Genomic DNA, 24,154 nt, shown 5'->3' with positions numbered 1-24,154 from the left:
TTGCGAAAGAGATTTGACCGTGTCCGACCTCACCACACTCGAACAGACCATCCTCACCGATATTGCCGCCGCCGCCGATGAAACCGCGCTCGAAGCGGTGCGCGTTGCCGCGCTCGGCAAGAAGGGATCGATCTCGGCGCTGCTGGCAACGCTCGGCAAGATGTCGCCGGACGAGCGCAAGACCCAGGGCGCCGCGATCAACGTCGCCAAGGACAAGGTCACGCAGGCGCTGACAGCGCGCCGCGATATTCTGAAATCGGCCGCCCTCGACGCCCGCCTCGCTTCCGAGACCATCGACGTCACACTGCCGCTGCGCGACGCGGTGGCCGAGCAGGGCCGCATCCATCCGCTGAGCCAGGTGATGGATGAGCTGACATCGATCTTCGCCGACATGGGATTTGCGATCGCCGAAGGTCCCGATATCGAGACCGACGACTACAATTTTACAAAGCTGAATTTCCCCGAGGGCCATCCGGCGCGGGAGATGCACGACACGTTCTTCTTCAACCCGAAGCAGGACAATTCGCGCATGCTGCTCCGTACCCACACCTCACCGGTGCAGGTGCGCACCATGCTGAACCAGAAGCCGCCGATCCGCGTGGTCTGCCCGGGCCGCACTTATCGCATCGATTCCGACGCGACGCATACGCCGCAGTTCCACCAGGTCGAAGGCCTCGTCATCGACAAGGGCTCGCATCTCGGCCACCTCAAATGGATCCTGCATGAGTTCTGCAAGGCGTTCTTTGAGGTCGACCACATCAACATGCGGTTCCGCCCGTCGTTCTTCCCGTTCACGGAGCCCTCACTCGAGGTCGACATCCAGTGCCGGCGCGACAAGGGTGAAATCCGCTTCGGCGAAGGTGAGGACTGGCTGGAGATTCTCGGCTGCGGCATGGTGCATCCGAACGTGCTGCGCGCCTGCGGCATCGATCCCGACGTCTATCAGGGCTTTGCCTGGGGCATGGGCATCGATCGCATCGCGATGCTCAAGTATGGCATGTCCGATCTCAGGCAGCTGTTCGACAGCGACGTGCGCTGGCTCAACCATTACGGCTTCAAGCCCCTCGACATCCCGACGCTGGCGGGGGGATTGAGCACGTGAGCGCGCGCGAACTCCGAAAGAATTCCACCGATGCTGAACGCATGCTCTGGTCTGAACTCCGCGATCACAAGCTGAACGGCATAGGCTTCCGGCGCCAAGTGCCGATCAAGAACTACATCGCCGACTTCGCCTGTCATACAGCAAAGCTGGTGGTCGAGCTCGATGGCGGGCAGCATTTTTCAGATCAAGCCGAGCAGGTTGATGCCGTTCGATCGTCCGTGATTGAAGCCCGAGGCTTCCAGGTGCTTCGCTTCAGCAATCATGACGTGATGACGAATCGCGCAGGCGTCCTTGAAACAATTGCCGCCGCCGTCGCGGAGAGAGCCCCCACCCTAACCCTCAAAGAGCGAGCTCCGCTCGTCTCGACCCGCAGGCGGGAGAGGGAGCAAGAAAAGCAACCGTCATGAAATTCACGCTCTCCTGGCTGAAGGAACATCTCGACACCGACGAGCCGCTGGAAAAGCTCGCCGACAAGCTCACCATGATCGGGCTTGAGGTCGAGCAGATCGAGGACAAGGCCAAGGCGCTGGCGCCGTTCTCGATTGCGCGGGTGATTTCCGCCGAACAGCATCCGAATGCGGATCGCCTGCGCGTCTGCATGGTCGATACCGGCGCAAAAAACGAACAAGGCTTGGGCGCACCGGTGCAGGTGGTTTGCGGCGCGCCGAACGCGCGCGCCGGCCTGATCAGCGTGTTCTCGCCTCCCGGCACGTTCATTCCCGGCAAGAACATCACGCTCGGCGTCGGCACCATCAGAGGTGTCGAGAGCCGCGGCATGCTGTGCTCGGCGGCCGAGCTGCAGATTTCCGAGGACCATGACGGCATCATGGAGCTGCCGGCCGATGCGCCCATCGGTGCGCCCTACGCGCAATGGGCCGGGCTCGGCGATCCCGTGATCGAGATCAACCTGACGCCGAACCGGCAGGATTGCACCGGTGTGCACGGCATCGCCCGCGACCTTTCCGCTGCCGACATGGGCAAGTTTAGGGATCCCGGTATCCGCCCGATCAAGGGTGAATTCCCCTGCCCGGTGACGGTGACGGTGGAAGACGCCACGCTGTGCCCGGGCTTCGCGTTGCGGCTGGTGCGCGGCGTCAAGAACGGCCCGTCGCCGGAATGGCTGCAGAAGCGGCTGACCTCGATCGGACTGCGTCCGATCAACGCGCTGGTCGATATCACCAACTTCATGACCTACGACCGCGCCCGGCCGCTGCATGTGTTCGACGCCAAAAAGGTGACGGGTAATCTCACCGTGCGCCGCGCGCGCGACGGCGAGAGCCTGCTAGCGCTCGACGGCCGCACCTATGCGCTCGATCCCGGTATCTGCGTGATCGCGGACGAGCATGGCGTGGAGTCACTGGCCGGCATCATGGGCGGCGAAGCCTCCGGCTGCGACGAGAACACCACCGACGTGCTGATCGAATCCGCGATCTGGAACGAGATCAACATCGCGCAGACCGGACGCAAGCTCGGCGTCAATTCGGATGCGCGCTATCGCTTCGAGCGCGGCGTCGATCCGGCGTTCATGGTGCCCGGGCTCGAGCTCGCGACCAAAATGGTGATGGAGCTCTGCGGCGGCACGCCGTCGGAGAACGTCGTCGTCGGCAACCCCTTCGGCGAAGATCGCGTGATCGACTTCCCGCTGAGCGAGGTCAAGCGCCTCGCCGCCATCGAAGTGCCGCTGGTCGAGATGAAGCGCATCCTCAGCCATCTCGGCTTCATGGTGGCCGGCAGCGGTCCGACCGTGAAGATCGCGGTGCCCTCCTGGCGTACGGATATCGGAGGCAAAGCCGATATCGTCGAGGAGATCGTGCGCATCGTCGGCGTCGACAAGGTGCCGATGACGCCGTTCGAGCGCGGTGACGCACCGCGCAAGCCGGTGCTCACCACGATCCAGCTGCGCACCCGCCGCGCCAAGCGCGCGCTGGCCGCCCGCGGCATGGTCGAGGCCGTGACGTGGTCGTTCATTGCAAAGCCGGCGGCCGAATTGTTCGGCGGTGGACAGGCCGAGCTCGCGCTCGCCAATCCGATTGCGTCCGACCTCTCCGACATGCGGCCGAGCCTGTTGCCCGGCCTGATCGCCGCGGCGCAGGCCAATGCCAATCGCGGCTCGTCCGATGTCGCGCTGTTCGAGGTCGGCCAGGTCTTCAAGGGTGACAAGCCGGAGGACCAGCTGGTCGCGGCCTCGGGCGTGCGCCACGGCTTTGCCTCGGCGAAGGGCATGGGACGGCACTGGTCCGGCTCGGCGGAGGTCGATGCGCTCGACGCCAAAGCCGACGCGTTTGCGGTGCTCGCGGCCGCGGGCGCGCCGATGCAGGCGCTGCAGATCGTACCGGGCGGCGCAAGCTGGCTGCATCCGGGACGTTCCGGCACCATCCAGATCGGCCCGCAAAATGTGCTCGGTTATTTCGGCGAATTGCATCCGCGCACGCTGGAGGCGCTCGGCGCCGACGGCCCACTGATCGCGTTCGAAGTGATCCTCGACCGCGTTCCCGACGCCAAGCACAAGCCGACCCGCGCCAAGCCGGTGCTTGAACTTTCCGCGTTCCAGCCGGTGTCGCGCGATTTTGCCTTCATCGTCGATCGCGCCGTCAAGGCGGGCGATATCGTGCGCGCCGCGCAGGGTATCGACAAGAAGCTGATCACGGGCGTGACCGTGTTCGACGTCTACGAGGGCAAGGGCATCGACGAGAGCAAGAAGTCGGTCGCGATTGCCGTGACCATCCAGCCGCGCGAAAAGACGCTCACCGATCAGGAGATCGACGCGGTGGCGGCGAAAATCGTGGCCGAGGTGACCAAGAAGACCGGCGGCACGTTACGCGCATGATACCGAACGGCGTGAGCGGTTCGGACATCACGCCCAAAAATACGTTCTAGAAACAGAACATGAGCCTCGAAGGCCTCATCCCCGCCAGCGTCAGCCTCACCGCCGCGATCGCGATCTGCGCGATTGCTTTCGTGTCCGGCTTGGCGCGCGGGTTTTCCGGTTTCGGCTCCGCGCTGATCTTCATGCCGCTGGCGAGCAGCATGGCGGCGCCGCAGCTGGTCGCGGCGCTGCTGCTGATCATCGATTTCATCGCGGCCGCACCTCTGGTCCCGAACGCGTGGAAACAGGCCGACCGCAAGGCGACCGCGGTGATGGTGTTCGGCGCCCTGATCGGCGTTCCCATCGGCACCTATTTCCTGAGCCGGCTCGAGCCGGTCACCACACGCTGGATCATTTCCGCCTTCGTGCTTGCGCTGCTCTTGCTGCTGCTTTCCGGCTGGCGCTACCGGGGCAAGGACCACGCCGCGATTTCCGTCGGCATCGGCGGCGTATCCGGCTTTTGCAGCGGGCTGGCGCAGACCGGCGGGCCGCCGATCGTCGGCTATTGGCTCGGCCGGCCGATCGCGTCCAACATTGCACGGGCGAACATCCTGCTGTTCTTCGGTGCGTCCGATTTCTTCTCGGTGGTCAGCTACAGCCTGACCGGGCTGATCACGATGGATGCGATCAAGTTCTCACTGGTGGTCGGGCCCGTCTACGGCATCGGCGTCTGGCTCGGCGCCTCCTTGTTCGGCCGAGCCAGCGAGTCATTGTTCCGCGCGATCTGCTACGCACTGATCGCGATGGCCGTCATTGCCGGCCTGCCCGCGCTGGATGGCGTGCTGCGCTAGGGCGTGGGTGGGGATAGTGGAGATGGCGGGGCTTGTTAAGCAGCGTTACTGCGTTCGACGTGCTGCGCCAGTTTATCGAGGGTCTGATAACCGAATTCGACCGCGCCGAAGCCGATCCCGGCATCACGCTGAGCCTTCGTCGGATGCAACTGCCGCAAGGTGATGACGGTCTTGCCGTCGCTCTGCTCATCGAACGTGAGGGTGGTGCGGAATATGCCGGGATCGTTGTCTTTGTCGGCGCCATGATCGATCTCGATCAGGTTCGGTCTCTCGATGCGCCGGAATTGCATCCGGTTCGTGTATCGCTTGCCGTCGGGCGCGATCATATCGAACCGCCATTCGCCGTTGACGCGGATATCCATTGACTTTGTCTCGACCCTGAAACCGGCCGGACCGAACCATTGGGGGAGATGACGTGGATCGGTCCAGGCGGAGAAAACCAGTTCTCGTGGCGCGTTGATCACGCGCGAAAGGACGATCTCTCGATCGAGCGCCCAGGTGGACAGCGGCGTTTCATTTTGACCTGCGCTTGCGGGCATTGGACTTCTCCCTTTTCTTCAGTTTCTCAACGTACGTTTCCAGTCGATCCAGTCGTTGCTCCCAGATCTCTCTTTGGACCGCCAACCAACCTTCGACGGTTGCGAGAGCTTCCGTCTGCAATGAGCACATCCTGACGCGACCGGTCTTCTCGGACGCAACGAGGCCGCTGCTCTCTAGAATGCGGATGTGTTTCATCAGGCTCGGCAGCGCCATCTCGAACGGCTTCGCCAGCTCTCCGACGGATGCCTCGCCGTCACATAGTCGCATGACGATCGCACGACGGGTCGCGTCGGACAGGGCCCCGAAAACGTGGTCGAGTTGCATTGATTGGTTAGCCATAAAGCTAACTATAGTGGAGACACAAACCTGTGTCAATAACAGTTCGCCATACGGCTAACTAATAGATCATGGGCACGGCGTCGTCGATCGAGTTTGCCAACTTGTGAAGCGAGAGTGCCCTTTGCAGAACCGAATTTATGAATTCGCGGCCTGGATCACCAGATCGCAGTAGGCGTAGCCATCGCGCTCGACGCGCTCACCGGTGCTGACGGAAAGTCGATGCGAAAACATCGGCCCCGCTACCACGCAGGTGTGAAATTCGCCGTTCTCGCCGCAGGGATCGACGCTGTCGGGCAAGTCAGCGAGCAGCTTCGCATCGAATTTGCGGCCCGCGAATTCCGCCGAAAGCTTCTTCATATCGACGGTTGCAAGGTAGGCTTCCAGCCCGCTCGCCATCATAGCCAGCGCCAGTTCGGGCGTCGGCCGGTCCCAGAGCGGAAAGATCGGCGTGATGCCAGTGCCTGCGAGTTTCGCTTCGCGATAGGCGCGGATATCCCGCAAGTACAGATCGCCGAAAATCATGTGCGTGACGCCGTCAGCGACCGCCTGCGCGACCGCCTCGCCCATGCGGGCCTCATAGATCTCGTTCGGGCAGGGATAGGGGATCGGCACGATCCGTTGCGGCAGGCCCGCGGCTTCGCATTGCGCCTGCAGGATCTCCTGCCGCACGCCGTGGATCGAAACGCGAGAAAAGGTCTCCGTCACCGTGGTCAGCGCGCCCACGACATCGAATTCGCCTGCGCGCCGCACTTCGTGCAGCGCAAAGGCGCTGTCCTTGCCGCTCGACCACGAGATCAGCGCCTTCGGTCGCAGCATCAGTTGAACTGCGAGGATGGCATTGACGCCTTCGGCTGCGGTGCGCGCTGACGCTGCTTCGGTGGCGGCGCTGCGGGTTCGGGATCTTTCAACGCGCCGATCCTGCGCAACGCCGCTTCGGCGGCGCGTTCGCCGCTTTCCCAGGCACCGTCGATCGTGCCCCACAGCGTCTCATGCGTGGCTTCGCCGGCGAGATACATGCAGCCGAACGGCTCGGTCAGAACCTTTCGCGAGGCCTGCGCGCCCGGCCCGGCTGCGGACATCGCACCGAGCGCGAACGGCGCGGCGTTCCAGCGCGTCGCGCTCGATTTCTTCACCGCCGCCGCAACCTCGCTGCCGTACAGCTTGGTCAACCACTCCACCGCAAAGGCGATCATGGCCTTTTCGCCCTGCGCGGAGAGATCGCGGCCGAACGAGCCGGCGACGTCGATCGAACACAGCGATGACGACCCCATATTGGCGTACAGCAACGCGGTGCGCGTCGAATTGCTCTGCTCGATGATGATGTCGTCGCGGGCGAGTCCCAGCGGATTGCCCGGCATTTGCAGGGCGATGCGGTCATAGCTGCCGAGGCTCAGTTTGGCAGCGGCATCCAGCGTGCGTTTGGGAATGTCGGGCGTGAATTTGATGTTGCCCGCCGCCAGCACGTTGCTCGAAACCGTCACGACGGCGGCGCGCGCGACAATCTTGCCCGAAGGCGTTTCCACCGCAACGTCCCGGCTGCCCCAGGAAATCCGGTTCGCGGGTGTCGACAGCGCCAACGGCACCTGCTCGCCGAGTTTCGCAATCAGCGTCCCCAGCCCCTGGCGGCAGGCGATCGCGGTGTTGCGATCCAGCGCGCGGACCTTGTCGACGACGGAAAGGTCCTTCAGATCCTTACCGGCGAAATTGGCGCCGAGCACGAATTCGGCGGTGCCCGCCCAGTCACCGAGGTCTTTCGGCAGCGCCGAGGCGCAGGAGACGTCGGCCCGGCGCGAGGCCTCGTCGATGGCGCGGTTGGCGCGCACCAAAGCTGCAAGAAACTCCTCGGTCTCGCCGGCGCGGGCGTTGCGGCGGCCGATGCGGATTTTCTGGCCCGACGGCGCGGTGATGATCTCGAGCCCGGCGGATCGCGCGAGCTTGATCATCGGGTTGGTTTCGGGATTGTGCATCCAGCGCGCGCCGCGATCGAACGGCACCTCGAAGGTGGTGGTATCGGTCTGGCAGCGGCCGCCGATCTGCCCCGCCGCTTCCACCACGATCACCTTGCGGTTCGCCGCCATGATCCGCCGCGCCGCAGCAATGCCGGCGGCGCCGGCGCCGATCACGACAATGTCAGCCTCGCGCGGCAGCGGCGCGGCCCCCGCCCGCCCACCGAAAACCGGCATCACCGCCAGGCCAGCGGACGCCGAGAGGAAATCGCGGCGAGTCATTGTCATGTCATGGTTTCCGGGGCCTTGAAGCAAAGAGAACAGCTAGCGAACTGTGCCGCATCTCACCGTGCGCAGCAACACTCATGGTAAATCAATCATGATTGACCCGCTTCACGCATGAACTAAATTGAAACGGCTTGCGACCATGCTAATGGAACATAAAAGCGGTCAAAGAACCGCGGGGGGATTTCATGGGCGTAATGCTCGATACGATTGGCCAGTTGATTGCGGGCTACCTGCAGAAGGAAGTCCCGGGCTATGAACCGTTCACGCCCAGTGATCCCGAGCATCTGCGCGGCGTCATCGAGCCCGGCGACGTGCTGCTGGTCGAGGGCAACAACCGCATTTCCGGCATTATCAAATACCTCACGCAATCGACCTGGTCGCACGCCGCGCTCTATGTCGGCCCGATCGACGGCGCGACGGAACCGGACGGCGAACCTCACGTCCTGATCGAGGCCAATATCGGCGAAGGCGTGACCTCGGCGCCGCTGTCGAAATATTTTCCCTATCACACCCGCCTCTGCCGTCCGGTCGGACTGTCCTATGAGGACCGCATCACGGTGTGCCGCTACGCCATCAACCGGATCGGCTTCGGCTACGACACCAAGAACATCGTCGACCTGGCGCGATATCTATTCCCGATGCCGGTGCCGCAGCGCTGGCGGCGGCGCATGATCGCGTTCGGCTCCGGCGATCCCACCAAGATCATCTGCTCGGCGCTGATCGCGCAGGCGTTCGACGCCGTGCGCTATCCGATCCTGCCCAAGATCACGCGCGCCGCCTCGCGAAAGGCCCGGCGCGAGATTCTCCACATTCGCGATTCGTCGCTCTACATGCCGCGCGATTTCGATATCTCGCCCTATTTCGAAGTCGTCAAACCCACCATCGTGCACGGCTTCGACTATCTGGCCTTGCATTGGGCCGACAAGCAGAAGCCGCTCCAGGAGGTAGCGGGCGAATTCGGTGTGTTTCCAGAAGTCGAGTCGCCGTCGCTTGTTCCTGAAGCGGTTGACGAAGCGGCGCCGCTTCCGGTTTCGTCTGAAGAAGTGATCGAGGTCGCGGTACCGACCGAGGTCACCGCGCAAACGACCATGGTCGAGCGCGTGACCGTGTCGGAGCATTTCCTCGCCGTGGAGTACGTCGCGGTCCGCCCGCCGGAGCGCCGCGCCCGTCCGCCCAGAAGGGTTATTGAGGCGGCGTAAGTTCTAGAATCTTCCCGCCAGCGTCAGCCGCACCGCGAGTGGCTCTGCCGGATGCACGTGGCGATCGGCAACGCCGTCGATCGGCTCGCCCGGCAACCGCGACAGATAATAATACTCGATCTGGTTGGTCTTCGCGTTGAACAGATTGAGCACGTCGAGCTGCAGGCGTATGCCGCTGTCGAATCTGTAGCCGGCCCGCGCATTGAAGATCAGCGATGACAGCGAACGCACACTGTCGTCCTCGATCAGCGGACGCGGACCGAAATAGCGTCCCTTCAGCGCGCCGAACCAGCCGGTTTCATTGCCTAAGGTGATCGCGCCACTCGCAATCCAGGCCGGCGCGCCGGGGATCCGATCGCCCGCGACATCGAAATCGGTAAAGCGGGCGCGCGTATACGCCACATCCAGATCGAACGTCAGCCACGGCACTGGCTTGTACTTGTTGGTCCACTCCACGCCGACCCGGCGGCTTGGCCTGCTGGCCTCCGTGGTGCCGGCATCGCCGACGAACAGCAGTTCGGAATCGAAGTCGAGCATGAAGACCGCGACCGAACTTGTAAGGCCTTCAACCGCCTTGGTGCGGATTCCGATCTCGGCGCCTTTCGACCGCACCAGCAGCGGCACGCGATCCTGCGGCGTTACCTTGTCGATCGGATCGACCGTGATCGTCGCGCCACGGATGTCGTTGCTGTGCAGGCCATAGCCGGCATTGCCGAAAAACTCCGTCTTGTACCAGGGTCCAAGCACGATGCCGGCCTTCGGGCTCGCAATCGAAGCCTGCGCATTGCCGGAGTTTTCAGGCGTGTCGCTCCGAACGCTGCCGGCAAAGACATCCTCGCGAATGCCGACAGTGGTCCGCAGCCAGTCTGTCCAGCGCGTGGTGCTGTCCATCCAGACGCCGACATTGCCTTCCCTGACGCGGTCCTCGCGCACGGTCGAAAGCCAGCCTCGCTGCTGCGTCTTGAACAGGCCGACATGGATATCGTCATAACGGCTTTGCAGGCCTACGCGTGTTTGCGTCTCAAGTCCGCCGAGGCGCCAATCGAAGGCGTGCCGTGCATCGAAGCCGCCGAGGGTACGGCTGTCGAGCTGGTTGAACTGGTCGCCATTGACGGGGTCGTCGAGGAAATAGGTGAAATTGTTGTAGAGCTGCAAGTTGGATCGGACGACATAGGTGTTGATCTTGGTCTGCCCGTATTCGCTCGAATGCGCAAAATTGCCGGACAGGCTGAAGCGGCTCGCCACACCGCCGTCGGTCGGATCGAGCGTGCCGAAGCGGCCGATCACGCCCTGGTCGATGGCGCGCTGCGCCACCTGGTCGGTCGAATTCCAGGCGTTGGAATAGGCCATGGCCGTCAGCGTCAATCCGTCGGTCACGGTACCTTGGCTGTAGCGCATGACGCCGTTGATCTTGCGCACATCATCAGGCACGTCCCATGGACCGTTGTACTTCACGCCTTCGATGGCGGAAAGAAGCGTACCCGCACCGACCGCGACTGAACCGGCGGCCACCCCGCGCCGATATCCGAAACTGCCAACCGTGAGCTCGGCCAGGTTTTTCGGCAGCCTGGTGAGGTAGTCGATTTCGACCGAACCCGCCGAGCTGAAGTCGCCCACATCGGAAAAATACGGACCCTTGCGGACATTCAGCGACTGGATCAGCTCGGGGATCAGAAAGTTGATATCGGCGTAGCCCTGTCCGTGGCCATGCGTCGGCATGTTGACTGGCATGCCGTCTACCTTGATGGACAAATCAGTTCCGTGGTCGAGGTTGAAGCCGCGCAGAAAATACTGGTTGGCTTTGCCCTCTCCGGAATGCTGGGTGACGATCAGTCCGGGCACGGCCTCCAGCGCCTCACCGGGCCTCAGGAAGGGAACGGCATTCACTTCCGCGCCGCTGATGCGCACGGCGCTGGCGGCGGTGGGCTGCAAGGCAGCAGCGCCATCGGATGAAGTACCAGGCGCTGCGCCGCTGGTGCCCGCAATGGCCGGCTGGTTCGTTTGAACAGCAGATGCGCCACGTGCCGCACGGCGCGGTGACGGCTTTGTTCGTTTCGCCGGCGCCGCTTCGGGCTGCGTCACCGTAACGGGCGGAAGCTGACTGGCCGCGGCAACGGTCTGCGCATTCACCGGAGGCGCGAAGGGGACAAACAATGCGGCGGCGGAAAATAACCGCCAGGAAACAACACGCAACGCCCATGCCCCCGCATGATAACTGCTACAATCGGCGCGACCGCACCAGTTCGACTAACCCGGCTCGCCAAGCTAGCAAGCCCGGTATGACGATACAATCAAAATATCATACTGCCGAAAGCACGGAATCCCAGATGCAACGGATCACCATCACGATCGAAGACGATCTGCTCGCCGAGATCGACGCCGCAGCCGAGGCGCGCGGCTACCAGAACCGCTCCGAGATCATCCGCGACCTCGCCCGATCAGGCCTGCAGCAAAGCGCCGAGGACGCCGCGCCGTCAGGGCAATGCGTCGCCGCGCTGGTCTATGTCTACGACCACGCCGCGCGCGACCTGTCGAAACGACTGGTGCAGAATTTCCACGGCCATCACGATCTGTCGCTGGCGACGCTGCACGTCCATCTGGACGACGACAGCTGCATGGAGGTCACGGCGCTGAAGGGCGCCTCCGGCGAGGTCAGGCATTTCGCCGACCACATCATCGCCGAGCGCGGCGTGCGCTACGGCCGCGTGGTGATGATCCCGACCACAGCCGCGGACAAGAAGCCGCGCAAGGGTGGGCATAAACACAGATGAAGGGTCACCTCGCCCCGCTTGCGGGGAGAGGTCGGATTGCGAAGCAATCCGGGTGAGGGGGTACCGGTCTATCAACAAACCCCGCTCGCGCGGATAGAGCCCCTCACCCCGACCCTCTCCCCGCAAGAGCGGGGCGAGGGAGAAGAGTCACGCCGCCTTCGCCGTCCCGCACGGCAATCCGGCTCGCGCCATGCCGCCATAAAGCTGCTCGTCCGGCATTTCCGATTTCAGGATAGAGCGCACCGCGACCAGTTTTTCGATATCGATGCCGGTCGCAAAACCCTTGCTCTCGCACAGGAACACGAGATCCTCGAACACGACGTTACCGGTCGCGCCCGGCGCGAACGGGCAGCCGCCGAGGCCGCCCAGCGATCCGTCCAGCACCCGCGCACCGGCATCGAGCGCAGCGGAGGCGTTGGCGATGCCCATGCCGCGGGTGTCGTGCAGATGAATGCAGACCGGCTTTGGTCCCGCGATCTTCACCACGGCCGCCGTCAATTCCCCGACCTGCTTCGGCCCGGCATAGCCGACGGTATCGGCGACCGCGACCATGTCGACGCCGGCCTCGAACAGCTTTTCCGCGATCCTGATCACTTCGTTCGGGTCGACGGCACCGACAATCGAACAGCCCAGCGCCATCGAGATTGCGGCGTTCACGACAGGTTTGTGGACGGTTGCACCGCGGAGCTCGCAGAGCCGCCTGACGTTGGCGATCGCGGAGTCCCGGCTGCGGTTGGCATTGGCCTGGCTGTGCTCTTCGGTCGCCGAGACCACGGTGGCCACTTCGGCCACGCCTGATGCCAACGCCTCGTTGACGCCGCGCTCGTTCAGCGTCAGCGCGATGCCATAGGCGCCCGGCAGTGACGCGATGGTCGCGATGATGTCGCGCACATCGGTGAATTGCGGGAAGGTTTTGGCCGGCAGGAACGAGCCGACCTCGAAATGCCGCACGCCGGCGGCGTATTCGTCGCGGATCCAGCGCTGCTTGGCGGCGGTGGACGGAAACTTCTTCACCAGCTGCAGCCCGTCGCGCAAACCGACTTCGCGCAGAATGATCTTGTTGTCGGGATAGACGTCCTGAAGACGGGTCATGGCAGCCTCACGCAGCGTTGTCGGTTGAAGTCTGTTTGTTCAGTTCGGCTCTGACGGAATCGGTGTCGGCGCCGAGCACCGGCACCTTGAGGCCTTCGCCGATATTGCCGCCGTTCCATTCCACCGGCAATGCGGGCACGCGGAACGGCGCGCCATCGGCGTTGAAATTGTTGACGAGCCCGCCGGGGCGCAGCACATGCGGGTCCTGCAGCAAATCCTCGGGGCGGTTGATCGGCGAGAAGCAGATGTTGAGCGCGTCGAGCCTGGCCGACAGCTCGGTGACGTTCCAGCCTTTGACCACCTCTGCGACGCGCGGAATGATCCGGTCACGCGTCATGATCCGCTCCGTGGTGTTGCGCAAGGTCGGATCGTCCAGAAATTCCTGCAAGCCGAACTCGCGGCAGAAACTCTGCCAGTGACCTTCGGTGACCACGCCGATGAAGATGCGGTCGCCACCGGCGGTGTCGAAAATATCGTAGATCGGCCAGGCATGTTCGCGCTCCGGCATCGAGCGCGGCTTGCGGCCGGTCATTTCATACTCGACCATGTGCTGCGCGACGAGAAACAAACAGTTCTCGAACAGCCCGATCCTGATATCAGCACCACCCTTGTTGCCGCCGCGCTTCTGGTAAAGCGCGGCCAAAATCGCGATCACGCCGAACATGCCGCCCATGATGTCGTTGGCAGACGAGCCGACCCGCTGCGGCTTGTCGCGCGTGCCGGTCATGGCGGCGATCCCCGACATCATCTGCACGACCTCATCGAGCGCCGGACGATGCTCGTAGGGACCGGACAAAAAGCCCTTGTGGCCCGCGACGATCAGATGCGGATGTTTTCTGCGCAGCTCTTCGGTGCCGAGCCCCTGCTTTTCGAGCGCACCATCGCGAAAATTCTCCACGAACACGTCGGCGCTGGCGAGCAGCCGGTCCATGGTCTCGCGGTCCTCCGCCTTGGAGAGATCGAGCACGACACTGCGCTTGCCGCGGTTGAACAGCGGGAAGAACGAGACCCCCATGCCCCCTAGGCTGCGGGTCTTGTCGCCAACGGGCGGTTCGACCTTGATCACCTCTGCGCCGAGCTGCGCCAGGATCATGCCGCAGGTCGGGCCCATCACCATATGGGTCATCTCGACGACCCTCACGCCCTCCAGCGGCAGTCCCGTCCCGGTCATGGTTTCTCCCTTGCGCCGTCTTTCGACAGCCAGACTAGGCCTTCCGGACTTCTCGGGAAAACATAATCTGCCTGATGGTGCCGCCACGGCTGCATGACGCAAATGCATGGGCGGGATCGTCACCGGCGATCCCTGCCCGGGTCTTCTGCCGGGTCTTGCCGAAGCCCGATTGCATCTCTACCTCTCGCGAGGGTTTTTCGAGCGAAACAGAGGCCATCATGCTGGACGCCGCCGTCAAGGCGCTTTCCCAAATCCTGTCGCCGCCGATGCGCACCATTCTGTGGCGCTCGATCGGGCTGGCGCTGGTGCTGATCACGGTGTTGGCAATCGGATTGCAGCGGCTGCTCAGCTGGTTCGCCGAATATGGCGAGGTCTGGGCGGAAGGGCTACTGGGACCTGGCTTTCACACGCCGCTGAACATCCTGGCCTGGATCGTCTCGATCGCGGCCGGGCTCAGCGTCGTGGTCGGCGGCATCTTCCTGATGCCGGCGATCACCTCGCTGATCGCCAGCGTGTTCGTCGACGACGTCGCCGACCATGTCGAGCGCGAGCATTATCCGGCAGAAAAGCCCGGCTCCGCGCTGCCGCTTGGCGTCGCAATCCCCGAAGGCATCAAGACGGCGCTGCTGACCATCCTGGTCTATCTGATCGCGCTGCCCTTCTTGCTGTTCGCCGGCGCCGGCTTCCTGATTTTCTTCTTCGCCACCGCCTGGCTATTGGGCCGGGAATATTTCGAGCTCGCGGCAATGCGCTTCCGCTCGCCCGCGGAAGCCAAGGCGATGCGCAAGGACAATGCGGCGACCGTGTTCACAGCGGGACTGTTCATCGCCGCCTTCGTCTCGATCCCGATCGTCAATCTGGCGACACCGCTGTTCGGCATGGCCTTCATGGTCCACATGCACAAGCGACTGAGCGGCCCGCGGCCCGAGTTGATCGAGCCCGGGCGGCGAACGGGGATGCCGGTGGTGTGAGGCGAGATCGCGCTTCTCCCTCGCCCCGCTCTTGCGGGGAGAGGGTCGGGGTGAGGGGCTTTCTCCCCGGGAGTAGTCTATCGATAGACCTGTACCCCCTCACCCGGAGTGCTTCGCACTCCGACCTCTCCCCGCAAGCGGGGCGAGGTTAGAACCTCACACCGTCTTCTCCGGCCAGCGGCAGAGATCGTTGATCAGACACACATCGCAGCGCGGCTTGCGGGCGAGGCAGATGTAGCGGCCGTGCAGGATCAGCCAGTGGTGGGCATGCAACATGAACTCGGACGGGATTATCTTTTCCAGCCCGAGTTCGACCTCGAGCACGTTGTTGCCGGGCGCCATCCCGGTGCGGTTGCCGAGGCGAAACACATGGGTATCCACTGCCATCGTATGCTCGCCGAAGGCCATATTGAGCACGACATTAGCCGTCTTGCGGCCGGCGCCGGGTAGCGACTCGATCTCGGCGCGGGTGCGCGGCACTTCGCTGCCGAACTCGGCGATCAGTTTTTCCGACAACGCGATGACGTTCTTGGCCTTGTTGCGAAAAAGCCCGATGGTCTTGATATAGTCGCGCACGGTGTCCTCGCCGAGCGCCAGCATCTTCTCGGGCGTATCCGCCACCGCGAACAGCGCGCGCGTCGCGCGGTTGACGCCGGCGTCGGTCGCTTGCGCCGACAGCACCACGGCGACCAGCAGCGTGTAGGGGTTGAGATGTTCGAGCTCGCCCTTCGGCTCCGGATTGGCCTTGCGAAAGCGGCTGAATGCCTCATGGACCTCGGCTGAGGTCCAGGGTTTTGGCTTTGGTGCTTTCTTCGCCGCGGGCTTGGACGCCGCTTTGGCTGGCTTGCTGGCCGCGGCCTTTGCCGCCTTGTTTGCTGTTTTCCCGGGCACGGATGGAACGCTTGGTTTTTTGGCAGCTTTAGCGCGGATGATTTTGGCCATGATCCGGGTATACTGACCGGCGATGACCGCAAGCAACGACTTTGATCGGGATGTTGACCGGCCGAAGCTGTTTTCGGCGCGGCTGACGCCGCATCGTTCGCTCAACCGCACCGGCTTCCTGGTGCTGATGGCATTCCTATGTGCGGTGAGCTTTGTCGCGGGCGTCGCGTTTCTGTTGATGGGCGCCTGGCCGGTGTTCGGATTCTTCGGGCTCGACGTGCTCGTGATCTACTGGGCGTTCCGGGTCAATTTCCGCAGCGCCAATGCGTCGGAGGAAATCACGGTGACGCCGTCGGAGCTGCGAGTGCGCCGGGTCAGCCATCGCGGTCATGTGGTGGAATGGGTGCTCAATCCGCTCTGGGTGCGGCTTGACCAGACCGGCGACCCCGAATTCGGCATCGAGCGGCTTTATCTGGTCTCGCGCGGACGCCGCGTCTCGGTCGGGCATTTTTTGGGACCGGACGAAAAAGCAAGCTTTGCCAAAGCCTTACTGGCCGCGCTGCAAGCCGCCAAACGCGGCATCACCTACAATCCCATAACGTGAATCCGTATCGGAAATCGGGTGGTTGGAACGTCAGATGAGCCCTAAATCTGATCCCATGATGACACTCGCCATACATGACCAGCGCCTGGCCAAGCCGGGCCCCCAGAACGCCGCGCTGCGCGACTATGATTCCGTGCGCCGCGCCATCGCCTTCATCTCGGAACACTGGCGCGCGCAGCCGACCATCGAAGCGATGGCGGATGCCGCCTCGGTGACGCCAGACGAATTACACCTTCTGTTCCGCCGCTGGGCCGGACTGACGCCCAAGGACTTCATGCAGGCGCTGACACTCGATCATGCCAAGGGATTGTTGCGCGACTCGGCCAGCGTGCTCGACGCCGCCCTCGATTCGGGACTGTCGGGTCCGGGCCGGCTGCACGATCTGTTCGTGACGCATGAGGCGATGTCGCCGGGCGAATGGAAGAACGGCGGCGCCGGCATGACGCTGCGTTACGGTTTCCATCCCTCCCCGTTCGGCACTGCCATCGTGATCGCCAGCGGCCGTGGCCTTGCCGGACTTGCCTTCGCCGATCCCGGCGAGGAGCCGGCATCTTTCGCCGACATGAAGCGGCGCTGGCCGAACTCGACCTATTTCGAGGATCGCGACGGCACCGCCGGCCTCGCGCAGCGCATCTTCGACACCAGGATGTGGCGGCAGGACCAGCCGCTGCGCGTCGTCCTGATCGGTACTGACTTCGAGGTGCGGGTGTGGGAGACTCTGCTCAAGATCCCGATGGGCCGCGCGGTCAGCTATTCCGACATCGCCAACAAGATCAAGAATCCGAAAGCCTCTCGCGCCGTTGGTGCCGCGGTCGGCCGCAACCCGGTGTCGTTCGTGGTGCCCTGCCATCGCGCACTCGGCAAAGGCGGCGCGCTCACCGGCTATCACTGGGGCATCACCCGCAAGCAGGCGATGCTGGGCTGGGAAGCCGGACAGGTGGGGCTGCATTGAGATCGTTGTTCGTAGTTCGTAGGATGGGTTGAGCCCTTGCGAAACCCATCACGTTTGTCGCGCAATTGATGGGTTTCGCGAAGAGCTCAACCCATCCTACGGCCTCCCATTACCCATAGCTGATATGCCAACCTCGCAGAGCCCCCGACCGGAACACTGACGGCGCGCGTCGATTGACGATCGCGTATCGATCGCTCACAACCACCCTGGGGTAAACAGCGAAAGGCCCGTCGATGCAGAAACGCCGCCCGGTGATGCTAGCGATATTGGATGGTTGGGGCTGGCGGGAGGATCCGGCCGACAATGCTGTTCGTCAGGCCAAAACACCGAACTTCGACCGCCTGTGGAACGCGGGTCCGCGCGCCTTCCTGCGGACGTCGGGACGGGACGTCGGGCTGCCCGATGGGCAGATGGGCAATTCCGAAGTCGGGCACCTGAACATCGGCGCGGGTCGCGTGGTGATGCAGGACCTGCCGCGGATCAACGACGCCATTACGTCAGGCGAAATCAAATCCGCGACGGCGCTCACCGGACTGGTCCAGGCGCTGAAGCAGAGCGGCGGCACCTGTCATCTGATCGGCCTGGTGTCGCCGGGCGGCGTCCACTCGCATCAGGACCACGTCGCCGCACTGGCCGCGATCCTCGCTGAGCACGGCGTGCCGGCAGTCGTACACGCGCTCACGGACGGACGCGATACGCCGCCGCGATCGGGGGCCGATGATTTGAAGCGGCTGAGCGCTGCGCTGCCGCCACAGGTTCCGATCGCAACCGTTGTCGGGCGATATTATGCGATGGACCGCGACAAGCGCTGGGAACGCGTCGGCAAAGCCTATGACGCCATCGTCGAGGGCGAAGGTCCGCATTTTGCCGACGCACAATCGGCAATGTCAGATGCCTATGCGCATGATGTCACCGACGAGTTCGTCGTACCGTCGGTGATCGGCAATTACGCCGGCATCAAGGATGGCGATGGCGTGCTGAGCTTCAACTTTCGCGCCGATCGCGTCCGCGAGATTCTTGGTGCGATGCTCGATCCGTCGTTTGACGGCTTCAAACGCAGACGCAGCGTCCGGTACGCTGCCGCGGTCGGCATGACGCAATACAGCTCTGATCTCGACAGGCTGATGCAGACGATATTTCCGCCGCAGGCGTTTCCAAACATCCTGGGCGAAGTCACATCAGCGGCAAACCGGACGCAATTGCGGATGGCCGAAACGGAAAAATATCCGCACGTCACTTATTTTCTCAACGGCGGACGGGAAGAGCCTTTTTCCGGCGAGGACCGCATCATGGTGCCATCGCCCAAGGTCGCGACCTATGACCTGCAGCCGGAGATGTCGGCTGCCGAGCTGACCGCGAAGGCCGTGGAGGCGATCGATTCAGGCAAGTACGATTTGATCGTCCTGAACTACGCCAACCCGGATATGGTCGGCCACTCGGGAAATCTGGCGGCTGCGATCAAGGCGGTCGAAACCGTCGATACCGCGCTCGGGAAAATCTCGGAGGCGATCGAGCGATCCGGCGGCGCGCTGCTGGTGACCGCCGATCACGGCAACTGCGAAATGATGCGCGACCCCGTCACCGGCGGTCCGCATACAGCTCATACGACGAACCCGGTGCCCCTGCTGCTGCAGGGCGGCGGCGGCGCGACCTTGGCGGAAGGCCGGCTGGCGGATATTGCGCCGACAATGCTCGACCTGATGCAATTGCCGAAACCGCCGGAGATGACTGGCAAATCATTGCTGCGTCCGAAATAGCAAAGAGAGGCGCTCGTGGACGATGTGACACGAAACGAACTGGACCTTCTCTGGAGCGAGAACGTCGGAGCTTCGATTGTGGACGAATTGTTGGTCGCTAAATTGATCAAGGAAGATCAAGCTGAATGGGCCCGCCAGATAGTCGCCCAAGACATTCATATCAAACTTGTCTCGGGCTACAGGCCCCCAAATTCAAACTGAGACACTACCGAGTCTCGGCGCGTCGTCGAATTTCAGAAGTCGCCGAGGCCCAGCACATCGGCCATCGAATACAGGCCGGGCGTCTTGCCCTGCGCCCACAACGCCGCCTTGACCGCGCCTTGCGCAAACATCGTGCGGTCCTCGGCGCGGTGGGTCAGCTCGATGCGCTCCATCGCACCGGCAAAGATCACGCTGTGTTCGCCGGTGACGGTGCCGCCGCGCAATGCCGCAAAGCCGATATCGCCGGCCTTGCGCGCGCCGGTAATGCCGTCGCGTCCGCGCGCCGAGTGCAAATGCAGGTCGATGCCGCGGCCCGCGGCGGCGGCCTCGCCCAGCATCAGGGCGGTGCCCGACGGTGCGTCGACCTTGGCCTTGTGGTGCATCTCGAGGATCTCGATATCGAAATCGGTATCGAGCGATTGCGCGACGCGCTTGACCAGCGCCGCCAGCAGATTGACGCCAAGGCTCATATTGCCTGACTGCACGACGATGGCACGGGAGGTCACGCTCTTGATCACGGCCATGTCGGACTCCGACAGCCCGGTGGTTCCGACCACGTGCACCAGCTTCCGTTCGGCGGCGATCGCCACATTGGCGATGGTGGCGGCGGGAACCGTGAAATCGAGAATGCCGTCGGCGTTGGCCGAGAGCGCCCAGAGATCGGCCGAGAGCTTGACGCCATTTTCGGGCAGGCCGGCGAGGACGCCGGAATCCTTGCCCAGCAGTTCCGAACCCGGCGCCTCCAGCGCGCCGGCAAGCGCCGCACCTGGCGTCTCCGAAATGACGCGTGTCAGCGCGCGGCCCATCCTGCCGCCCGCACCAGCTACGATCAAACGCATGTCGGCCATGGCTTCACCTCTTTACGGGTATAGCGGGGGCGGGCTGCTACGGCAACTTCCCGTCATTGCCTGCGACAAACGCGAAGCGATTGCGCAGGGGAGCGAAGCGACGAAGCAATCCAGCTATCCCCGCATGGCGAGGGGCGAGGTGGATTGCTTCGCTTCGCTCGCAATGACGGCAACTCTCACGCGGGCTGCGGGCCGTCATAGCCTTCGATGATGACGAGATCGCCTTCCGAATGCGGGCTACGGAGCGCGACCAGGCGGGCGTATTCCGGCGAATTGTAGCAGGCCAGCGCAGTCTCGTAGTCCTTGAATTCGAGCACCACGTTGCGCGATCGCGAGGTGCCTTCCCGGGCCTCATGCGTGCCGCCGCGCACCAGGAATTTGGCGCCATACTTGGCGAAGACCGCGCCGTTCTGTGCGATGTAGTCCTTGTAGCCGTCCATGTTGTGGACGTCGATGCGCGCGATCCAGTAGCCTTTTGCCATCTTCGGTTCCTCCTTCTGTGGCCTTGTTTTCTCGCCTTGCTCTCAGCCCAGCGTCTGCGCGATTTCGGTTTGAATGGCATCCGCGGCGGCTTTGGGGTCGGCGGCCTCGGTGACCGGCCGTCCCACCACCAGATAATCCGCGCCGGCGGCAATGGCGCGCGCCGGCGTCATGATGCGCTTCTGGTCGCCGGTCGCCGAACCCGCCGGCCGGATGCCCGGCGTCACCAGGTTCATCTGGTGGCCGACGATCTTGCGCAAACTCGCCGCCTCTTCCGGCGAACTCACCAGCCCGTCGACGCCGAGCACCTGCGCCTGCTGGGCGCGCGCCTCGACCAGATCGGAGACGTTGAGGCGATAGCCGGCGGCATGCAGATCGCCGTCGTCATAGGAGGTCAGCACGGTGACCGCGAGGATTTTGAGATCCGAGCCCGCACGTGCTTCCACCGCCGCCTTCATGGTCTGCGGATAGGCGTGCACGGTGAGAAAGGTGGCGCCGAGTTTTGCGATGCTCTCGACACCGCGCGCAACGGTGTTGCCGATATCGTGCAGCTTGAGATCGACGAACACTTTCTTGCCCGCACCGGATAATTGACGGACCAGCGGCAGGCCGCCGGCATAGGCGAGCTGATAGCCGATCTTGTAGAACGTCACGCTGTCGCCGAGCCGCGCCACCATCGCTTCGGCCTCGGCGACGCCGGGCAGATCGAGCGCCACAATCAACCGGTCTTTCGGAGCGATACTGGCAGGCTGCATGTCACCTCACATCATGCGTTGGGAATGATCGATCAGCTGCCGCACCAGCGCTTGCAGCGCCTCGACATCGGCAGGATGCTTCAGACGGTCCATCTCGTCATAGGCCTGGTCCGCGAACGACAATGCGAGCTGGTTCGGAACCACGCTGGCGTGACAGGCCGACAGAATGAGGCGCAGCGCCGCCAGCGCGCGCGTGCCGCCGAGCCGCCCGCCCGAAGCGGAAGCGATCGCAAACACGGCGCCGCGAAACACCTGGCCGCGGGTTTCATGCGTATCCTGCACCCGGCTGATCCAGTCGATGGTGTTTTTCACCAGCGCCGGCACCGACGAATTATACTCCGGCGTCACGATCAGGACGCCGTGATGGGCACCGATCATGCGCTTCAGATTGACCGCGTGCTTCGGCACGCCGGACTTCGCCTGCAGGTCGCCGTCATAGATCGGCAACGGAAAATCCGACAGCGAGATGCGGGTCACTTCGGCGCCGGATTGCACCAACTCATGCGTGATGGCGGCCGCCAGCCGCGCATTGTGCGAGCCTGTGCGAAGCGATCCCGGGATCACGAGGATTTTCAGCGCGGACATATTTTATAAATCGCGGTTCGGGCCAATCCCGCCGCGCAGACGCGCCGGGCAGTCTTAGCCCTTGCGATACACCCAGACCCGGGCGGGCGGAAGGTTCATCCAGATCCGCTCGGAAGCTTCTGTGGACACGCCGGGCAGCGATTTCGGGATCGGCGGCGCGACCGAATAGGTGAACTGCACGAAGGGCGCCCCTGGCGCGAGCGCCGTAAAGGCGTCGCGGATCAGTTTGAGCCGCGTCAGCATCGGCTTTGTGACCAGCGGCAGGCCGGAGACCACGGCCGAGGCCGGCACGTCGAGAACCTTCAACAGCGAGTCGCGAAGTTTGTAGGCGTCGCCTTGCACCACTTTGGCGTGCGGATAACGGTCGCGCAGCAGCGCGCAGAAGCCCGGATTATACTCAACCAGCACGAGACGCTTCTGATCGACGCCATGTTCGATCAGCGCGTTGGTGATCGCGCCGGTGCCGGGACCAAGTTCGACGACCGGTCCTTTCGAATTGACGTCGACATACTGCGCCATGGTGCGCGCGAGCAGCTTGCTGGACGGCATCACCGCGCCCATGTGCAGCGGCTTTTCGATCCATGAACGGAGAAAGCGCACCTCGTCGTCAAGACGGAGAGGTTTCTTCAACGCACGCACGGACGATTGCAGAGGCATGTCGCTACCAGGCGGGACCGCGAACGGCGGTTATGTCAGAAAACAGTCATAAAGAAGTATAGGTCGCAGCTCTTATGGTCAAGCAAAAGGCTCACTGCGGGGCAGCGCGGCTACCGAAGAAGTCCTTGACCTTAGTAAAGAAACCCGCCGCTTCCGGCTGGGTCGCACCCGACGACAGCTTTTCGAACTCGGCCAGCAATTCCTGCTGCTTCTTGGTCAGATTCTGCGGCGTTTCGACCATCACCTGCACATACATGTCGCCGGTCTGGCGCGAACGGAGCACCGGCATGCCTTTTGATGCGATGCGGAATCGGCGGCCGGACTGTGTTCCCGACGGCACCTTTACCTTGGTCTTGCCCTTGTCGATGGTCGGCACCTCGAACTCGCCGCCAAGCGCGGCCGCCACCATCGAGATCGGGACCCGACAATGCAGGTCGGCGCCGTCGCGCTGGAAGAATTCGTGGGTCGCCAGCGACAGGAAAATATAGAGATCGCCAGGCGGTCCGCCGCGGACGCCGGCCTCGCCCTCGCCGGCGAGCCGAATGCGGGTGCCGTCTTCGACGCCTTGCGGAATGTTGACCGACAGGGTCCGGTCGCGCGTTACCCGGCCCGAGCCCGCGCAGGAAGGACAGGGGTCTTCGATCATCTGGCCGCGGCCCTGACAGCCCGGACAGGTTCGTTCCAGCGTGAAGAAGCCCTGGGCTTGCCGCACCCTTCCCTGCCCGCCGCACAGCGAACAGGTCTTCGGCTTGGTGCCGGCCTTGGCACCGGTGCCGGAACAGGATTCGCAGGTGACCGAAACCGGAATCTCGATCTGGGCGGTCTTGCCGAGGAAGGCTTCCTCCAGCGTGATTTCCATATTGTAGCGCAGGTCGGCGCCGCGCTCGCGGCCGCCGCCACCGCGCCCGCGTTGTCCGGCCATGCCGAACAGATCCTCGAAAATATCCGAGAATGACGAGGCGAAGCCGGCGCCGAATCCGGGCCCGCCGCCACCCATGCCCTGCTCGAACGCCGCGTGGCCGTAGCGGTCGTAGGCGGCGCGCTTGTCGCCGTCCTTGAGGACCTCATAGGCTTCGTTGATTTCCTTGAACTTCACTTCGCTGGAAGCATCGCCCGGATTCTTGTCCGGATGCCATTTCATCGCAAGCTTGCGGAACGCGGCCTTGAGCTTGCCGTCGTCCGCGCTCCGTTCGACTTCCAGGGTTTCGTAATAGCAGCGCTTGGTGGACATCCGTCAGATCCGTCCGAATTTCGTCTTCATGCCGCAAGGGTGCATTGTTGAGGATGCCGCCTCGCGCTTAACGAAAAATGACCCCCACCCATCGAGACGCAGCAGGCGCTCTTTGGTGTGAGGGTC

The 24,154-nt window shown here is 63.4% G+C and carries 25 protein-coding genes; 11 read left to right on the top strand and 14 right to left on the bottom strand.

Translation table 11 applies throughout. The features are described 5' to 3' along the window. Positions 1–19: 19 nt before the first annotated feature. The 4 genes from pheS to JQ575_RS03985 are packed head-to-tail and all read left to right on the top strand — an operon-like array spanning position 20 to position 4,759. Positions 20–1,102, top strand: a complete 1,083-nt coding sequence (pheS, locus tag JQ575_RS04000; RefSeq protein WP_212031978.1) for a phenylalanine--tRNA ligase subunit alpha — start codon at positions 20–22, stop codon at positions 1,100–1,102. After that, positions 1,090–1,509 (top strand): endonuclease domain-containing protein, encoded by a 420-nt coding sequence (locus JQ575_RS03995; RefSeq protein WP_409364760.1) that lies wholly within the window; start codon positions 1,090–1,092, stop codon positions 1,507–1,509. The genes pheS and JQ575_RS03995 overlap by 13 nt, the downstream gene beginning before the upstream one ends. Next, entirely contained in the window at positions 1,506–3,929 is a 2,424-nt protein-coding gene (gene pheT / locus JQ575_RS03990; protein WP_212031977.1) for a phenylalanine--tRNA ligase subunit beta, read from the top strand. Before JQ575_RS03995 ends, pheT begins: the two co-directional genes overlap by 4 nt. A gap of 59 nt (positions 3,930–3,988) precedes the next feature. Next, on the top strand, positions 3,989–4,759 hold the full coding sequence (locus JQ575_RS03985) for a sulfite exporter TauE/SafE family protein (RefSeq protein ID WP_212031976.1): 771 nt from the start codon (positions 3,989–3,991) through the stop codon (positions 4,757–4,759). A gap of 35 nt (positions 4,760–4,794) precedes the next feature. On the opposite strand, the gene JQ575_RS03980 is transcribed toward JQ575_RS03985, so the two are convergent. The 4 genes from JQ575_RS03980 to JQ575_RS03965 form a co-directional block, all read right to left on the bottom strand. Continuing rightward, positions 4,795–5,298 (bottom strand): SRPBCC family protein, encoded by a 504-nt coding sequence (locus tag JQ575_RS03980; protein ID WP_212031975.1) that lies wholly within the window; start codon positions 5,296–5,298, stop codon positions 4,795–4,797. After that, positions 5,273–5,638, bottom strand: a complete 366-nt coding sequence (locus JQ575_RS03975) for a helix-turn-helix transcriptional regulator (protein ID WP_212031974.1) — start codon at positions 5,636–5,638, stop codon at positions 5,273–5,275. Before JQ575_RS03975 ends, JQ575_RS03980 begins: the two co-directional genes overlap by 26 nt. A gap of 135 nt (positions 5,639–5,773) precedes the next feature. Next, complete coding sequence (locus JQ575_RS03970; RefSeq protein ID WP_212031973.1) at positions 5,774–6,454, bottom strand: adenine nucleotide alpha hydrolase; 681 nt, start codon at positions 6,452–6,454, stop codon at positions 5,774–5,776. After that, the gene (locus tag JQ575_RS03965; protein WP_212031972.1) at positions 6,454–7,872 is read right to left on the bottom strand and encodes an NAD(P)/FAD-dependent oxidoreductase; all 1,419 of its coding nucleotides are present in this window, start codon (positions 7,870–7,872) and stop codon (positions 6,454–6,456) included. The genes JQ575_RS03970 and JQ575_RS03965 overlap by 1 nt, the downstream gene beginning before the upstream one ends. Positions 7,873–8,057: 185 nt before the next feature. Between JQ575_RS03965 and JQ575_RS03960 the strand changes: the two genes are divergently transcribed. After that, positions 8,058–9,071, top strand: a complete 1,014-nt coding sequence (locus JQ575_RS03960) for a YiiX/YebB-like N1pC/P60 family cysteine hydrolase (protein WP_212031971.1) — start codon at positions 8,058–8,060, stop codon at positions 9,069–9,071. Between the two features lie 3 nt (positions 9,072–9,074). Here the strand turns inward: JQ575_RS03960 and JQ575_RS03955 are convergent, their stop codons facing one another. Then, complete coding sequence (locus tag JQ575_RS03955) at positions 9,075–11,153, bottom strand: TonB-dependent receptor plug domain-containing protein (RefSeq protein WP_409364759.1); 2,079 nt, start codon at positions 11,151–11,153, stop codon at positions 9,075–9,077. A 245-nt stretch (positions 11,154–11,398) separates the two neighbouring features. Between JQ575_RS03955 and nikR the strand changes: the two genes are divergently transcribed. Next, positions 11,399–11,842, top strand: a complete 444-nt coding sequence (gene nikR, locus JQ575_RS03950; protein ID WP_212031969.1) for a nickel-responsive transcriptional regulator NikR — start codon at positions 11,399–11,401, stop codon at positions 11,840–11,842. Between the two features lie 147 nt (positions 11,843–11,989). Here nikR and JQ575_RS03945 read toward each other — a convergent pair whose 3' ends face one another. Together JQ575_RS03945 and JQ575_RS03940 are read right to left on the bottom strand one after the other, a co-directional pair. After that, positions 11,990–12,934, bottom strand: a complete 945-nt coding sequence (locus tag JQ575_RS03945; RefSeq protein ID WP_212031968.1) for a hydroxymethylglutaryl-CoA lyase — start codon at positions 12,932–12,934, stop codon at positions 11,990–11,992. Between the two features lie 7 nt (positions 12,935–12,941). Beyond that, positions 12,942–14,105 carry a CaiB/BaiF CoA-transferase family protein gene (locus tag JQ575_RS03940; protein ID WP_212031967.1) on the bottom strand — a complete coding sequence of 388 codons (1,164 nt, stop codon included), beginning with the start codon at positions 14,103–14,105 and terminating at the stop codon, positions 12,942–12,944. A 218-nt stretch (positions 14,106–14,323) separates the two neighbouring features. Between JQ575_RS03940 and JQ575_RS03935 the strand changes: the two genes are divergently transcribed. After that, the gene (locus JQ575_RS03935) at positions 14,324–15,076 is read left to right on the top strand and encodes a sulfate transporter family protein (protein WP_212031966.1); all 753 of its coding nucleotides are present in this window, start codon (positions 14,324–14,326) and stop codon (positions 15,074–15,076) included. Between the two features lie 156 nt (positions 15,077–15,232). Here the strand turns inward: JQ575_RS03935 and nth are convergent, their stop codons facing one another. After that, complete coding sequence (gene nth, locus JQ575_RS03930) at positions 15,233–16,018, bottom strand: endonuclease III (protein WP_212031965.1); 786 nt, start codon at positions 16,016–16,018, stop codon at positions 15,233–15,235. A gap of 22 nt (positions 16,019–16,040) precedes the next feature. Here nth and JQ575_RS03925 point away from each other — a divergent pair, with 22 nt between their 5' ends. The 4 genes from JQ575_RS03925 (at position 16,041) to JQ575_RS03910 (ending at position 19,472) form a co-directional block, all read left to right on the top strand. Further along, a complete protein-coding gene (locus tag JQ575_RS03925) occupies positions 16,041–16,562 on the top strand; it encodes a DUF2244 domain-containing protein (RefSeq protein WP_212031964.1) in 522 nt (173 codons plus the stop codon). 55 nt (positions 16,563–16,617) lie between these two features. After that, positions 16,618–17,514, top strand: a complete 897-nt coding sequence (locus JQ575_RS03920; RefSeq protein ID WP_212032116.1) for a bifunctional helix-turn-helix domain-containing protein/methylated-DNA--[protein]-cysteine S-methyltransferase — start codon at positions 16,618–16,620, stop codon at positions 17,512–17,514. Positions 17,515–17,747: 233 nt separating this feature from the next. After that, a complete protein-coding gene (gene gpmI / locus JQ575_RS03915; RefSeq protein ID WP_212031963.1) occupies positions 17,748–19,271 on the top strand; it encodes a 2,3-bisphosphoglycerate-independent phosphoglycerate mutase in 1,524 nt (507 codons plus the stop codon). A 15-nt stretch (positions 19,272–19,286) separates the two neighbouring features. Further along, positions 19,287–19,472, top strand: coding sequence for a hypothetical protein (locus JQ575_RS03910; protein WP_212031962.1), 186 nt, complete (start codon positions 19,287–19,289; stop codon positions 19,470–19,472). 32 nt (positions 19,473–19,504) lie between these two features. Here the strand turns inward: JQ575_RS03910 and dapB are convergent, their stop codons facing one another. From dapB to dnaJ, 6 genes are all read right to left on the bottom strand, one after another. Then, positions 19,505–20,320 (bottom strand): 4-hydroxy-tetrahydrodipicolinate reductase, encoded by an 816-nt coding sequence (gene dapB, locus JQ575_RS03905; protein WP_212031961.1) that lies wholly within the window; start codon positions 20,318–20,320, stop codon positions 19,505–19,507. Positions 20,321–20,496: 176 nt separating this feature from the next. After that, positions 20,497–20,802 (bottom strand): DUF1330 domain-containing protein, encoded by a 306-nt coding sequence (locus tag JQ575_RS03900; RefSeq protein ID WP_212031960.1) that lies wholly within the window; start codon positions 20,800–20,802, stop codon positions 20,497–20,499. Positions 20,803–20,844: 42 nt separating this feature from the next. Then, positions 20,845–21,555: an orotidine-5'-phosphate decarboxylase gene (gene pyrF, locus JQ575_RS03895; RefSeq protein WP_212031959.1), complete on the bottom strand. Its 711-nt coding sequence runs from the start codon at positions 21,553–21,555 to the stop codon at positions 20,845–20,847. A 6-nt stretch (positions 21,556–21,561) separates the two neighbouring features. Next, complete coding sequence (locus JQ575_RS03890; RefSeq protein ID WP_212031958.1) at positions 21,562–22,140, bottom strand: NADPH-dependent FMN reductase; 579 nt, start codon at positions 22,138–22,140, stop codon at positions 21,562–21,564. Between the two features lie 54 nt (positions 22,141–22,194). Continuing rightward, positions 22,195–22,797, bottom strand: coding sequence for a class I SAM-dependent methyltransferase (locus JQ575_RS03885; RefSeq protein ID WP_212031957.1), 603 nt, complete (start codon positions 22,795–22,797; stop codon positions 22,195–22,197). Between the two features lie 91 nt (positions 22,798–22,888). Then, entirely contained in the window at positions 22,889–24,028 is a 1,140-nt protein-coding gene (gene dnaJ, locus JQ575_RS03880) for a molecular chaperone DnaJ (RefSeq protein ID WP_192736167.1), read from the bottom strand. Positions 24,029–24,154 lie beyond the last annotated feature (126 nt).

Source organism: Bradyrhizobium sp. JYMT SZCCT0428, assembly GCF_018131075.1.
GTDB lineage: Bacteria > Pseudomonadota > Alphaproteobacteria > Rhizobiales > Xanthobacteraceae > Bradyrhizobium.
Note: the sequence above shows the minus strand (reverse complement) of the source record. Positions and strands in the feature narration are given on the sequence as shown.

Bases quoted from the DNA above. Each gene is read 5' to 3' on its own strand.
- pheT (WP_212031977.1), top strand. From the start codon at position 1,506: ATGAAATTCACGCTCTCCTGGCTGAAGGAACATCTCGACACCGACGAG.
- JQ575_RS03985 (WP_212031976.1), top strand. From the start codon at position 3,989: ATGAGCCTCGAAGGCCTCATCCCCGCCAGCGTCAGCCTCACCGCCGCG.
- JQ575_RS03980 (WP_212031975.1), bottom strand. From the start codon at position 5,298: ATGCCCGCAAGCGCAGGTCAAAATGAAACGCCGCTGTCCACCTGGGCG.
- JQ575_RS03975 (WP_212031974.1), bottom strand. From the start codon at position 5,638: ATGGCTAACCAATCAATGCAACTCGACCACGTTTTCGGGGCCCTGTCC.
- JQ575_RS03970 (WP_212031973.1), bottom strand. From the start codon at position 6,454: ATGCTGCGACCGAAGGCGCTGATCTCGTGGTCGAGCGGCAAGGACAGC.
- JQ575_RS03965 (WP_212031972.1), bottom strand. From the start codon at position 7,872: ATGACAATGACTCGCCGCGATTTCCTCTCGGCGTCCGCTGGCCTGGCG.
- JQ575_RS03960 (WP_212031971.1), top strand. From the start codon at position 8,058: ATGGGCGTAATGCTCGATACGATTGGCCAGTTGATTGCGGGCTACCTG.
- nikR (WP_212031969.1), top strand. From the start codon at position 11,399: ATGCAACGGATCACCATCACGATCGAAGACGATCTGCTCGCCGAGATC.
- JQ575_RS03945 (WP_212031968.1), bottom strand. From the start codon at position 12,934: ATGACCCGTCTTCAGGACGTCTATCCCGACAACAAGATCATTCTGCGC.
- JQ575_RS03940 (WP_212031967.1), bottom strand. From the start codon at position 14,105: ATGACCGGGACGGGACTGCCGCTGGAGGGCGTGAGGGTCGTCGAGATG.
- JQ575_RS03935 (WP_212031966.1), top strand. From the start codon at position 14,324: ATGCTGGACGCCGCCGTCAAGGCGCTTTCCCAAATCCTGTCGCCGCCG.
- nth (WP_212031965.1), bottom strand. From the start codon at position 16,018: ATGGCCAAAATCATCCGCGCTAAAGCTGCCAAAAAACCAAGCGTTCCA.
- JQ575_RS03925 (WP_212031964.1), top strand. From the start codon at position 16,041: ATGACCGCAAGCAACGACTTTGATCGGGATGTTGACCGGCCGAAGCTG.
- JQ575_RS03920 (WP_212032116.1), top strand. From the start codon at position 16,618: ATGATGACACTCGCCATACATGACCAGCGCCTGGCCAAGCCGGGCCCC.
- gpmI (WP_212031963.1), top strand. From the start codon at position 17,748: ATGCAGAAACGCCGCCCGGTGATGCTAGCGATATTGGATGGTTGGGGC.
- dapB (WP_212031961.1), bottom strand. From the start codon at position 20,320: ATGGCCGACATGCGTTTGATCGTAGCTGGTGCGGGCGGCAGGATGGGC.
- JQ575_RS03900 (WP_212031960.1), bottom strand. From the start codon at position 20,802: ATGGCAAAAGGCTACTGGATCGCGCGCATCGACGTCCACAACATGGAC.
- pyrF (WP_212031959.1), bottom strand. From the start codon at position 21,555: ATGCAGCCTGCCAGTATCGCTCCGAAAGACCGGTTGATTGTGGCGCTC.
- JQ575_RS03890 (WP_212031958.1), bottom strand. From the start codon at position 22,140: ATGTCCGCGCTGAAAATCCTCGTGATCCCGGGATCGCTTCGCACAGGC.
- JQ575_RS03885 (WP_212031957.1), bottom strand. From the start codon at position 22,797: ATGCCTCTGCAATCGTCCGTGCGTGCGTTGAAGAAACCTCTCCGTCTT.
- dnaJ (WP_192736167.1), bottom strand. From the start codon at position 24,028: ATGTCCACCAAGCGCTGCTATTACGAAACCCTGGAAGTCGAACGGAGC.